The organism is Sporosarcina sp. resist (assembly GCF_014302295.1).
Lineage (GTDB): Bacteria > Bacillota > Bacilli > Bacillales_A > Planococcaceae > Sporosarcina > Sporosarcina psychrophila.
The window spans coordinates 1,166,436-1,180,000 of the sequence record NZ_CP060287.1 but is presented as its reverse complement, the minus strand read 5'-3'; the positions used below and the strand labels follow the sequence as shown (position 1 = coordinate 1,180,000).

Here is a 13,565-nt window from a genome sequence, read left to right as displayed (position 1 = left end):
CGTCATTCCGCTCGACTTGCATGTATTAGGCATGCCGCCAGCGTTCGTCCTGAGCCAGGATCAAACTCTCCATAATAGAAGATAATGAATAGCTCATTTCTTGCTGACTCGAATCCGAAGATTCTTGTGTGTGTTTCTTTTCAACCAACCGAAGCTGACTTAGTTAGAAACGTTTTGCTCAAGTGCGTTAGCACTCTCGCTGTATTTCATTGATGTTTTGCTGTTCAGTTTTCAAGGTTCATTTGGCTACCAGTGTTTCAGCAGCAACTCTTATATCATATCAACTTACGCTTTCTTTGTCAACAACTAATTTCAATTTCTTTTTCATTGTTTAAACAATGTTTAAAGCGCAACGTCATTTAATATAACATCTCTTCCGGAACGAGTCAACATTTTATTTCAATTTCTTTTTCGCTGATGTTTCTCGCTCCCTGAGGACATGTATTAATATACTACAGAACGTTATAAGAAATCAAGCCTTTTTCGAAAAGAATTTATTCCGCAACTTTTCACCATCAATTACAAAGAGCACTATCCCCGCTATCACAACCATTCCGCCGGCAATTTGGGATATGGATAAGGTTTCATCAAAGACATAGAACGCCAAGATTGCAGCTCCAACTGGCTCAAATAGTATACCTATAGATATAACGTTGGTACTTACCCACTTAATGGCCCAGTTGAAAAGTGTATGCCCTAACAGATTCGGTATGAGTGCGAGCATTATAAACCAGAACCAATCAGATCCTGGATAAGGGCCAAATGACTCCCCTTTGATGAGAACATAGAAGAACAACGTAATTGTGCTTATCGAATAAACAACAAATGTATATGTAATAAGAGAAAGACGTTTACGTACATCTTGTCCGAATAGCAGATAGGTAGTAATAAGCGCACATGCAATTAACGCCAACATATCTCCATAAAAAGCAGTGCCACTCAGCTTGAAGTCTCCCCAGCTAATGATTACACTTCCCGTTACAGCAATCAAAGCAGATAAAATTGTTTTGAACGATAACTTCTCTTTAAAGAAGAAGTACGTTCCTACAAAAGCAAATATGGGCTGTAAGGTAACTAACACCGTTGAACTAGCAACCGATGTGTAATTTAATGACTCGAACCATAGAATGAAGTGAAAGGCTAAAAATACTCCGGCAATTGCCGAAAAGATCCAATCTTTTTTACTGAGCGTCAATACTTCCTTCCTATACTTCATAAGAAAGAGCGGTAACATAATTAGCACAGAGAAGAACATTCTATAAAATGCAATCACACCAGCATCTGCTGTGGCGAGTTTCACGAATATCGCCGATAGTGCTACTGATATCACTCCTATAATAATTGGGATATACGGATGAATTCGAGGCTTTTCCATTTCTAACACATCTCTTTCAAAAGGAATTAGGTTACATCTCTATCTTTTTAGACAATAGATAGTTGTAAGTATAACATGGTAATTAAGAGAGGACATTACTAGGGGGGAACGATTATGACTTGGATTGCAAATGAAGCGATGTATCCCGAAGTGTTAATTAAAATCACGCTCGCTTTAGTTTTAAGTTTAGTTATTGGTGTGGAGAGGGAAATAAAGAAGAAACCGATTGGATTAAAAACGAGTGCTGTTATCGCCACTTTTAGCTGCCTTCTGACTGTCGTCTCTATAGAAGCAGCTTATCTCGTTCCAGCGCGGAATGATATTAACGTAACGATGGATCCGCTCCGCTTAGCTGCCCAAATTGTCAGCGGTATCGGATTCCTCGGAGCTGGAGCCATCCTGCGTAGAGGTAATGACAGCATTACTGGGTTAACGACGGCAGCTATGATTTGGGGAGCGGCAAGTATCGGGATTGCTGTTGGGGCCGGTTTTTATATTGAAGCTGCGTTTGCTGTACTAGCCGTGATGTTTGTCATCGAAGTCCTTGCACCTGCACTTGATAAATTGGGGCCAAAGAGACTTCGTACAAAAGAAGCTTCCTTCATTGTAGTGTTATCGGACAAATCAAAGATTGAAGATCTCATTACTTACCTGAAGATAGAAAGCATGACAATCGAGAATTTGCGGATTCGGCAAATTCTATCAAGGGATCTTCAAGTACAGCACGAACTTCATTTTCGAATCTCAGCACTTCCCAAAAGACATACGTCTAATTTGTATATCGAGTTGTCGACACTACCTTATATCGAATCGGTTGAAATCGAAATATTCCCATAACGGAGGAAAATTATGAGAGACATACTAAAACTTTTAAAAGAAGGCAACAAGCCCTCACTACTCGCAGCAATTGTTAACACAGTAATCGCTTGTTTAAAAGCCATTGCATTCTTCTTCACTGGAAATGTGGCTATGTTTGCAGAAATGATGCACTCATTTGGTGATGCAGCGAACCAGTTTTTCGTTTTCGTTGGTTCTGCTCTTTCGAAAAAAGCACCCACCCCGAAATATCCTAATGGATTCGGCCGTGTCGTAAATTTAGTTTGTCTGGGCGCTGTCATTATAGTTGGAATCATGTCCTATGAGGCTATCATAGGCGGGTGGCATCATATCGTAAATCCATCTGAGTCAGGCGGAATGAGAAATTTAATTATAAATCTCTCTGTTCTTGGTATAGGTATCATTTTGGAATGCATTGTACTTTACAAGGCGGGTAAAGAGATACTTCATGAAGCAGGGATTGATAAAGGTGGGATGGCTCCCATTACACTAGGTTTTAAAAACCTCAATCGTGCTAAACCCGCAACAAAACTCGTATTCATGGAAGATTTTGTCGCAACACTAGGCGGACTTCTCGCATTTTTCGCTGTCCTGTTGGCTCATTTCCTTGGGCTACTTGTAGCGGAAGGCATTGCATCCATTATGATTGGTATGATGATGTTCTATGTGGTTGGTAAAGTATTTCTCGAAAATGCACGTGGTGCAATCGGGGAAACGGACGAGGAAATGCTCAATCACATTTCCCTACTTGTTGCTGAAGATCCCGATGTAAAAGATATTCAACGTATTGAAGTTATCAAAGAAGGCGAATTCCTTCATGTTGAAATTGTCGCAGAAGTTGACCCATCCCATACAGTCGCCTATGTCGACGATGTGCGGGACCGACTCATGACTATTATCCTCAATCAAAAAGGTGTACAGGACGTTTTAATTTCTTTTGATGAAGATGACGGTGTGTCAACATGGAAAAGGTCCAATTCCACTGATGCAATTAAGCAATTCGGTTCAAAATTCCCTGAATAACAAAAACGTCACGCCGGAGATAACCCCGGCGTGACGTTTTTAATTCTCTTATAATGAAGCTTTTAAAATTGATAGTACATCCTCTTTATTTAGATTGCTGAATTGCCCAAGTGGCCCGTTGACTGTTGCTTTTTCTGCCATCAAATCCAGTTTCGAATCATCGATGTCATAATGGGCAAGCGTTTCAGGCGCTCCAATAGACGTCCAAAATGCTCTTAGACGTGCGATCCCTTCAAACGCGACCTCATCCTGCGTCTTACCTTCTGGTGCAACTCCAAATACGTTGACAGCAAGCTTGGCAAATCGCGCAGGATTAACGTTAACATTATGATTCATCCAATGTGAGAAAAGAATCGCAAGCCCACCTGCGTGCGGGATATCATAAACCGCGGACACAGCATGTTCGATATCATGTGACGCCCAGTCTCCTTGATAGCCCATTTGAAGGAAGCCATTCAACGCTATAGTACCCGCAAATAAAATCGTCTCACGTAAATCATAATTCTCCAAGTCTTCGACAAGCTTTGGTGCATTATCCATTATTGCACGTAGCACACCTTCACACATCTCATCTTGTACAGGCGTGTTCTTTGCATTATTGAAGTATTGTTCAAAAATATGGGACATCATATCAACAATCCCATAAATCGTCTGGTCTTTGGGTACAGATAATGTATAGGTTGGGTCAAGAATAGAGAATTTCGGGTAATTAAACGGACCGCCCCATCCATATTTCTCTTCCGTTTCTTCATTAGTAATAACAGATCCGGCATTCATTTCCGAACCTGTTGCTGCAAGTGTCAAAACTGTACCAAATGGGATTGCATCTTCCGCGAACGCTTTCCTTGTTACAAGATCCCATGCATCACCTTCATATTTCGCTGCCGATGCAATAAGTTTTACACAGTCGATAACTGATCCTCCGCCAACTGCTAAGATAACGTCGATGTCTTTTTCCTTACAAATCTCCGCACCCTTTCGCGCAGTTGACACACGCGGATTTGGCTCAACGTCTGAAAGTTCATGTACCTCCATATCATTCTCTTTTAAAATCGCCATTACTTCATCATATAGACCATTTCTCTTGATGCTGCCGCCCCCATAAACGACAAGCACCTTTTTACCGTAATTCGCTAGTTCTTGTGATAATTTCTGAAGTTGGCCTTTTCCAAAAATAAGCTTAACTGGATTATGGAATACAAATTCATTCATTCTATATTGCCTCCCTTTATTCTTTCATTATCCGAAACAATAAACCATTTTGCAAAAATAAAGGTGCGCGTATGAAAATCAGTCTTCTGGGCATAGTAATTTAAGGAGGTGTTGCAAAATGAGTAAAGTTCATAAAATAGCTCTAGCACTGACAATTATCGGTGCACTCAATTGGGGAGTAGCAGGAATATTCCGTTTCGACGTTGTTGCACAATTCGCAGGTGGTTCCGCGGAACCGCTCGCACGATTTATTTATATCATCATAGGAGTTTCAGGTCTCATCAACCTTGGCTTGCTATTTAATCAGCGGCAGGATCACGATGAGGTAATTGTTTCGGTTCCTGAAAAAGTATAAAGGCATCTCCCGTTTAAACCGGGAGATGCCTTTATTGTTTTGATTATGCCCAACCACGGAAACGTGATGCTTCCGCAGTTTTACGAACACCAATCATATATGCTGCTAGGCGCATGTCGATATTACGAGTTTCCGCAGTTGTATATACGTTCTCAAATGCTTCAACCATTTTTTTCGTCATTTTTTCGCGCACTTCTTCTTCAGTCCAATAGTAGCCCATGTTGTTTTGGACCCACTCAAAGTATGAAACTGTTACGCCGCCCGCACTTGCAAGAACATCGGGAACAAGTAGAATTCCACGTTCTTTAAGAATTCTAGTTCCTTCAGTTGTAGTCGGCCCATTTGCTGCTTCAACAACAATCGTTGCTTTGATATTATGTGCATTTTTTTCAGTAATCTGATTAGAGATTGCCGCAGGCACAAGAATATCGCAATCGAGTTCAAGTAATTCTTGGTTCGAAATCGTGTTATCGAAAAGTGTAGTTACTGTTCCGAAGCTATCGCGACGGTCTAGTAAGTAATCGATATCAAGACCCTCTGGATCATGAAGGGCACCATAAGCATCGGAAATTCCAATTACTTTCGCGCCAGCATCATGAAGGAACTTAGATAGGAAGCTACCCGCGTTTCCGAAACCTTGAATTACGATACGTGCACCTTTCATATCAATTCCACGACGTTTCGCCGCTTCCTCGATAATGATTGTTACCCCTTCGGCAGTCGCACGGTCACGACCTTGCGATCCACCAAGAACGATTGGTTTACCTGTAATGAAGCCAGGTGAGTTGAATTCGTCAATACGGCTATATTCATCCATCATCCATGCCATTATTTGCGCATTTGTGAAGACGTCTGGAGCTGGGATATCTTTGTTAGGTCCCATTACTTGGCTTAAGGCACGGACATAACCGCGGCTTAGTCGTTCAAGTTCACCCATAGACATTTCACGTGGATCACAAACGATTGCACCTTTACCGCCGCCATATGGTAGGTCGACGATGCCAGCTTTTAATGTCATCCACATAGAAAGTGCTTTTACTTCTTCTAGCGTTACTTGCGGGTGATATCGTACGCCACCTTTTGTTGGTCCAACTGCATCGTTATGCTGTCCACGGTAACCCGTGAAGACTTTTACTTTGCCATCGTCCATTTTTATAGGAATACGTACTTCAATCATACGAAGTGGTTCTTTTAGAAGTTCGTACATTCCTTCATCGTAGCCTAGTTTATCAAGTGCATCTTTAAAAAGAGCTTGTGTAGACGTAAACAGATTCAGGTTTTCAGTCATTTAATGATTCGCCTCTTTGATTCATAATGTTTTCTATGCATATATTGTAACATATCGGACACTTATATTGTTAAGTATTTTAGTTAACGAAAACTTTTTTAATTTTACCTATTGCCCAGTCCAATTCTTCTTTTGTGATAATGAGTGGCGGAGCAAAACGAATCACTGTATCGTGTGTTTCTTTACATAGTAATCCAAGCTCTTTCAACTCTTCACAATATGGACGAGCAGCTTCAGTTAACTCAACACCTATGAACAATCCGCGTCCGCGTACTTCTTTAATCGACGGATGTTCAATTTTCTTTAACTCTTCCATGAAATAATTTCCGAGTTCAAGAGATTTTTTCGCCAGTTCTTCTTCTTCCAGCACTTCTAAAGACGCGATTGATACTGCACACGCCATAGGATTTCCACCAAAAGTTGAACCGTGTGATCCTGGATTGAATACACCAAGAACAGATTTGTCAGCAAGTACACAAGATATTGGGAATACGCCGCCACCTAGTGCTTTACCTAGGATATACATATCCGGATCCATGTCTTCCCATTCACATGCAAACATTTTTCCAGTACGGCACAGGCCGGCTTGAATTTCATCTGCAATAAATAGAACGTTATTCTTTTTACAAAGTTCACGTGCTGCTTTCATATAACCTGCTGGCGGAATAATTATACCTGCTTCACCTTGAATCGGTTCGATAAGGAATGCAGCAGTATTTGGTGTAATTGCTGCTTCAAGTGCTTTGATATCTCCGTAGGGAATAAGGTCGATGCCTGGAAGCATTGGACCAAATCCACGTTTATATTCAGCATCTGAAGAAAGTGAAACAGCTGTCATTGTACGACCATGGAAGTTGCCTTCACACGCAATGATTTCTGCTTGGTCTTCTGCGATCCCTTTAACGTCATAAGCCCAGCGGCGTGCTGCTTTAATAGCTGTTTCAACAGCTTCAGCTCCAGTGTTCATAGGAAGTGCCATTTCTTTGCCTGACAGTTCACAAATCTTTTCATACCATGGACCAAGTTGGTCATTGTGGAAAGCACGGGAAGTAAGCGTTACTTTATCAGCTTGGTCTTTCAATGCTTGAATAATTTTCGGATGACGATGCCCCTGGTTTACTGCTGAATACGCGGAAAGCATATCCATAAATTTATTACCTTCAGGATCTTTTACCCAAACCCCTTGTGCCTCAGAAATAACGATTGGCAGTGGATGATAGTTGTTTGCCCCAAATTTCTCCGTTTGAACAATTACTTTTTCTGATACCGACATACATTTCCCTCCCCTTTATATGTAAAGACAGACCCACCCAAATAGATGGGTCTGATAAATCAGTGTCTAGCTCCGGGCGCCAGATGCTCGGGTCATAAGTCAGCCCAGCTATGCGGGGAGTTCACCGCGTCGCCGGTCCGCCTTATGCCTGTCGCGGGCCTACAGGATGTAGGTCATGCAGCTGTTGCCACAGGAAGTGGCGCACTTAGGCTGCATTCCTTTTTGTGCAGGCGCCCTCCGCTTTTCTTAGTGTCTAACTCCAGCGCCTAGCTCCTCGAGTCGCTTCAGTCCTTAAGTTAAAGGCAAAGAGCGCATTTATCTTCAGGCCCTCCAGCGCTTTTCGGGTCTACCAAGGCACTTACGCTTTTCTTATAGTGTTTCTGAAGTTGTTTTACCTTGCATATGAAGTTGTAGGTAATCCGGTCCGCCAGCTTTTGAATCTGTCCCCGACATGTTGAATCCACCAAACGGTTGGTAACCAACGATTGCACCTGTGCAATTACGGTTGAAGTACAAGTTACCTACATGGAAATCTTCACGAGCTTGTTCGATGTGATGACGGTTGTTTGTGATGACAGCGCCAGTTAGGCCGTAATCCGTGTTGTTTGCAAATTCGATAGCTTCAGTGAAGCTCTTCGCTTTCGACAAACCGACAACTGGGCCAAAGATTTCTTCTTGCATAACGCGCGCTTTTGGATCAAGATCCGCAATAACCGTTGGTGCAACGAAGAATCCTTTCGAGCTGTCGCCTGTTCCTCCTGCGATTAAACGACCTTCTGTTTTACCGATTTCGATGTAGCTCATAACTTTGTCGAATGACGCTTGATCGATTACTGGGCCAGTGAAGTTTGATAGCTCAGTTGGATCACCGTACGTCAATTCTTTCGTCAATACACCAACACGTTCAACGACTTGGTCATAAACGTCTTCGTGAATGATCGCACGTGAACAAGCTGAACATTTCTGTCCGCTGAATCCGAATGCAGATTTCACGATTGATTGTGCAGCAAGTTCTAGATCTGCTTCATTATCAACAACAATTGTATCTTTACCGCCCATTTCAGCGATAACGCGTTTCAACCAGATTTGGCCTTCGTTCACTTTAGCCGCACGTTCGTAAATGCGTGTTCCTACTTCGCGTGAACCAGTGAATGACACAAAACGTGTTCTTGGGTGATCAACTAGATAGTCGCCCACTTCAGCACCAGAACCTGGGATGTAGTTGACAACGCCTGTTGGCATGCCCGCTTCTTCAAGTACTTCGATGAATTTGTATGCAACAACTGGTGTTGTCGATGCAGGTTTAAGAAGTACTGTATTTCCTGTTACAAGAGCAGCAACAGTCGTTCCCGCCATGATTGCGAATGCAAAGTTCCATGGAGAGATGATAACGCCAACTCCAAGAGGAATGTAGTCAAAACGGTTGAATTCACCTGGACGGCTTTCAACAGGGATACCATTTTTAAGTTCAAGCATTTTGCGTGCATAGAACTCTAGGAAATCGATTGCTTCAGCTGTATCAGCATCTGCTTCATTCCAAGGTTTACCTGCTTCTTTAGTAAGTAATGCTGAGAATTCGTGTTTGCGGCGGCGGATAATTGCAGCAGCTTTGAATAATACGTCTGCGCGGAATTCAGGTTTAACTTTCTTCCACGTGTTGAATGTTTCGTCAGCAACTTTCATCGCTTTTTCAGCAAGGTCTTTGCTTGCTTTAGAAACGCTACCGATTACTTCTTCTTTGTTTGCAGGGTTTGTTGATACTAATTTTTCTTCAGTCATGATGCGCTCTCCACCAATAATAAGTGGATAGTCTTGACCAAGGTATCCTTCAACTTGCTTTAAAGCTTCAAGGAAAGCTTGTTTATTCTCTTCTACCGTGAAATCTGTGAATGGTTCATGTTTATATGGAATCATATTATTCCTCCTCTTTAATTATGAAACGCAAATATTATTTGCACTTAGTAATTGATTACATATATAATAATGCAAAAGATTGTTGCAGATATCAAGCATTATTCATTAGTTTTTCAAAAAAAGTATTTGGAAGGTGATTATTTTGAAGAATATAGACGATTCACTCTTCCCTTTTTATGAGTTTGCAGTGCGTCGTGCCGCGGTTGGTATACATGCCGTTGACAACAATGGTCGAACTGTCATCTATAATGAAAAGATGAAAGAAATCGAAGGACTTGCACTCGAAGATGTGGGTGATCGTTCAATTTTAGAACTTTTCAATTTCGACCAAGAAGAAAGTACACTGTTAAAAGTTTTGCAAAGCGGCAAAGAACAACTAAATGTAAAACAAACGTACTGGAACCGAAAAGGTACAGAAATCACATCCATTAATGACACATATCCAATCTTTAACCAACAAACTCTCATTGGAGCTGTTGAATTAGCCCGTGACGTAACAGCTCTCGAGAAATTCGTTCTTCAGCCATTTCGAAAAAGTAGTGATCCTGTAACATTCAATCAAATAATTGCTTCCTCCCCGCCTATGAAAGTGGTTATTGCGACTGCAAAAAAAGCAGCTAAAGCAAAATTACCGGTATTGTTAATCGGTGAAACAGGTACAGGTAAGGATCTTATCGCTGAAAGCATACATAATGAATTATCACCTTCCAGCACCGTACTCTATACCCTGTTCTGTCATAGTTCAGACCCAATACTTATAGGACGCTTAGATAAAGATTTAAATGTAGAGGATCCTCTTACATTATTTTGTGAAAGAATCGATTTGTTATCCATTCCATTACAGCAAAAATTGCTATCGATACTTTTAAAATCACCTAACAGTAATAAGCAATTCATCGCAAGTATCGGGGATGACCCTGTCGAATTAATCGCTTCTGGCACATTATTAAAAGACTTATATTATTTCTTTGCTTCATTCACAATTCGAATTCCACCTCTACGAAAACGAAAAGAAGATATATTACCATTCATTTCCGCTTATTTGGAACGGCGTAATGAACGCTACGGTTCCACACTTAAAGATATTACACCCGAAGTTGAACATCTTTTCCTCGGGTATGAATGGCCCGGAAATACCCGGGAGCTCGAGTTTCTTCTCGACGAAATCTCTTCTCTAGCGATGACAGAGACTGCCATTACCTATGATTTGCTTCCTTTTCATTTCCGGATGAAAAGCGCGGAAATCACCGACGAACCGACGCAGGCTGCTGATTTCATCGTCCAACCTGGCAAAGAGCTACTACCGCTTGAACAGTTTTTGCGCGAGGCGGAAGCCTATTACTTACAAAAAGCGATGAAACTCAATGATAAGAACGTCACAAAAACTGCAAATGCGCTTGGTATGAGCAGGCAGAATTTGCAGTACCGACTGCGGAAATTAAAAAAGTGAGGAAAAAGGCAATTATGCCTTTTTCCTCACTTTTTATTGTCTAGCTACAGGATGTGGGTCATGCAGCCATTGCGACAGGACGTCGCGAACTTTGGCTGTGTTCCATTACTGCCCAGACTTTTCGATCCAGTCTTGAAGTTTGTCTTTCAACGAATTGAATCCTTCTGCATCACTTTCGTCAACACGCGCTTGCAGTGACTTGCGCGGATGGTCTTCTTTTCGTGTTACAGCCGGTGCTTCTTGAAGAGCACGAATTGATAGACTAATCTTACCTGCAGCTTCGTCGACTTCCAGTACTTTCACTTGGACCTCTTGCCCCACAGTTAGATATTCATTAATGTCTTTTACGAATCCGTATGTGATTTCAGATATGTGTACAAGTCCTTGTGTTTCACCATCGAGAGCAACAAATGCACCATACGGCTGGATACCTGTCACTTTGCCCGAAAACTCTTCGCCTACTTCATATTTTCGCGCCATTTAAAACAGCTCCCAATCTATTTTGTTATCGATTCTGCCCTTAAGGCCACTTAAAATTATATCATGTTTATAGAGGGCAAGCAAAAATTTGGCAGTCTGTTAGCCATACACAATCACTGCTTAACAATGACTTTAGGAGCTGTTTCAATCAACCATGCCCCAGTCCCTTCATCCAAAATTAGCCAACTATCATAGACGAAATCCGCTTTGTACTCATAACTAATTGGCGTAAGAGGAACCCCGTTTAATACATTGCTCCCTATTTCCTCTACCAAAATGTCAGCTTTTTCTATTTGATATTCTTGCTTCCTCCAAGTAGTAACGTACTCGTTCAGTGTAAGCGAAAGAGATTCACGATTAGTCAGATGCCACATCGTCTTTGGATCCTCTTGTTCGTTTGCATACAAATAGACACCGAGTATGACTACTGGTTTAACGCCAACCAAAGCATTCAGCCGATGTCCCTTAGTGAATTTCACGTATGTCCTCTCGACTTCTTGAATGTACTCTGGATTATTGACAGCCACTTCGTTACCGCTTTCTTGCATTACACTTTCAAGAATAAATAATTGTAAGTCCCCTCTTTTAGCAAAACCAACAGCATCATAAAGATGATGGTACTCTAGCCGTTCTAAACTATCTGATGTCTCCCAGTCACTCTCTTCCATTTCCTTCACGATTTGTTGCATAATATATGCCGACGGAGAGTTTTCTCCCGTGTTAGCAAGTTTCTCCCAAGCTAAACGGTACTCTTTTTTCAACTTCCCATCACTCCCCGTTAACCGACCATCTTCGTTTAAAATAAACCTATCATAAAATACATTGTTATAATAACCCAGTACATTTTGATATAATTGATCCTCTTGTTGATCAACAAGCAATGTATTCTCTAGTTCTACGATGTAATCTACGGTTTGTTGAAGTGTGGATCCCGATTGAATTGCCAAATAATTAAATGGATTCGTCCCCAAAAATGTCAAATACCCTCTAAAATCTTCATGAATTGAATCTCTTATTGCCAAACCCACTTCATTTTTCAGATATATGGGATGGAAATAATCCCATTCAGATTCTTTGACAAGCCCAATGTTTTGGTCTCCCATTGTTCCCAAAACTGTTCTAATTTCTTCTGGGTATGTATTTTTCTTCTGAAGAAGTTCTTCAACATCTATCGCTCCATTTTCAACTGTTTCAGTAATTACTCCTTTATGTTCGTATAACGCAACCCTATACAAATCACTAATCCAATTGACTTTATTTATATATGCTTTTATAAACACCTCACTACTAGCTCTGTCATCCGATAATGGTTTTTTTAACAGCTTCACAACCATTTCTGAAGGGAGTTCCAAATTCCCCATAATTTCTCCGTACTGTTCTTGCACATTTTTTCTATTTATCTTTTCATTGTTAGTTAGTTGCTCTTGAATTTTCTTCGTTACTCCCTCAAACTGTTGACGTTCGTCATACCCAAACATGTCACTGTAGAATTCTTGCTCTTCCCCTTTAGGTTCAACGAGTCCTAGTGTCATGTACTTTGTTGCCATTTCATTTTCAAAAGAAGTTTTCAAGCGTGCTAGGTACTTTTCATCGGAAGACCTCTTATATTCTTCGCTTGTCACGACTGAAATTGTAAGCAGGATAATCAGTAGACTAACGCCAGCAATCCATGAAAAAAGAGCCTTCTTTGTCATTGATTTCTTTTCAATTCGAACTTCTATCAGACTTTCAACTGGGTCCTGAAAAACTATTTCTCTTCTGAACATAGAACGAATTCGCCTATGTGATTTATCGAGAAATTCAAGCCTTTTCCCAAAATTTCCTCCTTCAAGTTGATCGAAGGCAGCAGTGAGTGTACGCCTTGCATCATCAACTGGAATTCCGATAATCACTGCCACTTCTTCGTCATTCATGCCATGAAACTGAGAAAGAATGAGCGCGAGCTTCTCTTCACTCGTTAACTGGACAATCTGATGATGTAGCTGTTCGTCTTCTTCAAAGGCCAAAATGCTACTCGGAATTGGACTAATCAATTCAAAATCCGAGAACTTTTTAATCGCTATTTTATATAATTCAAGCTGTACACTATCTTCATTTACATAAGTTTTCATTAGCTGAACTACTTCTCTAAATGTGTCCTCAGCCACTTCGCCAGCTTGTTCTGGAGAACAGCCGTACTGAAATGCAAACCGTTCAATGTCACACGAGTAAATGTCCATCCACTCTGCAAATGCTACAAGATCCCCATTTTTCACTTTTTCAATCCACTCAGATTCTTCCATGTACGAAGTCCCCCCTTATTCAAAAAACATCGGACTTAAAATAATCTGCTCGATTTCCCATACGAAATCTTCATTC

The 13,565-nt window shown here is 41.1% G+C and carries 11 protein-coding genes and 1 rRNA gene (1 of these 12 only partly in view); 4 read left to right on the top strand and 8 right to left on the bottom strand.

Annotated features, from left to right (window positions below; translation table 11 throughout):
- Positions 1-76, bottom strand: a 16S ribosomal RNA gene (locus H7992_RS05830) (it extends 1,476 nt beyond the left edge of the window).
- 396 nt (positions 77-472) lie between these two features.
- Positions 473-1,375 carry a DMT family transporter gene (locus H7992_RS05825; RefSeq protein ID WP_067206471.1) on the bottom strand — a complete coding sequence of 301 codons (903 nt, stop codon included), beginning with the start codon at positions 1,373-1,375 and terminating at the stop codon, positions 473-475.
- Between the two features lie 114 nt (positions 1,376-1,489).
- Here H7992_RS05825 and H7992_RS05820 point away from each other — a divergent pair, with 114 nt between their 5' ends.
- Together H7992_RS05820 and H7992_RS05815 are read left to right on the top strand one after the other, a co-directional pair.
- Positions 1,490-2,212 (top strand): MgtC/SapB family protein, encoded by a 723-nt coding sequence (locus tag H7992_RS05820; RefSeq protein WP_067206468.1) that lies wholly within the window; start codon positions 1,490-1,492, stop codon positions 2,210-2,212.
- Between the two features lie 12 nt (positions 2,213-2,224).
- Positions 2,225-3,235 carry a cation diffusion facilitator family transporter gene (locus tag H7992_RS05815; protein ID WP_067206465.1) on the top strand — a complete coding sequence of 337 codons (1,011 nt, stop codon included), beginning with the start codon at positions 2,225-2,227 and terminating at the stop codon, positions 3,233-3,235.
- Between the two features lie 48 nt (positions 3,236-3,283).
- Here H7992_RS05815 and H7992_RS05810 read toward each other — a convergent pair whose 3' ends face one another.
- On the bottom strand, positions 3,284-4,447 hold the full coding sequence (locus tag H7992_RS05810; RefSeq protein WP_187046932.1) for an iron-containing alcohol dehydrogenase: 1,164 nt from the start codon (positions 4,445-4,447) through the stop codon (positions 3,284-3,286).
- A gap of 118 nt (positions 4,448-4,565) precedes the next feature.
- Here H7992_RS05810 and H7992_RS05805 point away from each other — a divergent pair, with 118 nt between their 5' ends.
- Positions 4,566-4,802: a DUF378 domain-containing protein gene (locus tag H7992_RS05805; RefSeq protein WP_067206459.1), complete on the top strand. Its 237-nt coding sequence runs from the start codon at positions 4,566-4,568 to the stop codon at positions 4,800-4,802.
- 43 nt (positions 4,803-4,845) lie between these two features.
- Here H7992_RS05805 and H7992_RS05800 read toward each other — a convergent pair whose 3' ends face one another.
- The 3 genes from H7992_RS05800 to pruA all read right to left on the bottom strand — a co-directional run bounded on the left by H7992_RS05800 (position 4,846) and on the right by pruA (position 9,277).
- Positions 4,846-6,090 (bottom strand): Glu/Leu/Phe/Val family dehydrogenase, encoded by a 1,245-nt coding sequence (locus H7992_RS05800; RefSeq protein WP_067206457.1) that lies wholly within the window; start codon positions 6,088-6,090, stop codon positions 4,846-4,848.
- Between the two features lie 79 nt (positions 6,091-6,169).
- Positions 6,170-7,363: an ornithine--oxo-acid transaminase gene (locus H7992_RS05795; protein WP_067206454.1), complete on the bottom strand. Its 1,194-nt coding sequence runs from the start codon at positions 7,361-7,363 to the stop codon at positions 6,170-6,172.
- Between the two features lie 369 nt (positions 7,364-7,732).
- On the bottom strand, positions 7,733-9,277 hold the full coding sequence (gene pruA, locus H7992_RS05790; RefSeq protein WP_187046931.1) for an L-glutamate gamma-semialdehyde dehydrogenase: 1,545 nt from the start codon (positions 9,275-9,277) through the stop codon (positions 7,733-7,735).
- Between the two features lie 133 nt (positions 9,278-9,410).
- On the opposite strand from pruA, the gene H7992_RS05785 reads away from it, so the two are divergent.
- Positions 9,411-10,727 (top strand): AAA-type ATPase lid domain-containing protein, encoded by a 1,317-nt coding sequence (locus H7992_RS05785; protein WP_354314875.1) that lies wholly within the window; start codon positions 9,411-9,413, stop codon positions 10,725-10,727.
- Between the two features lie 105 nt (positions 10,728-10,832).
- Here H7992_RS05785 and yugI read toward each other — a convergent pair whose 3' ends face one another.
- Together yugI and H7992_RS05775 are read right to left on the bottom strand one after the other, a co-directional pair.
- On the bottom strand, positions 10,833-11,207 hold the full coding sequence (gene yugI / locus H7992_RS05780; protein WP_187046929.1) for a S1 domain-containing post-transcriptional regulator GSP13: 375 nt from the start codon (positions 11,205-11,207) through the stop codon (positions 10,833-10,835).
- A 113-nt stretch (positions 11,208-11,320) separates the two neighbouring features.
- Complete coding sequence (locus tag H7992_RS05775; RefSeq protein ID WP_187046928.1) at positions 11,321-13,489, bottom strand: RNA polymerase sigma factor; 2,169 nt, start codon at positions 13,487-13,489, stop codon at positions 11,321-11,323.
- Positions 13,490-13,565 lie beyond the last annotated feature (76 nt).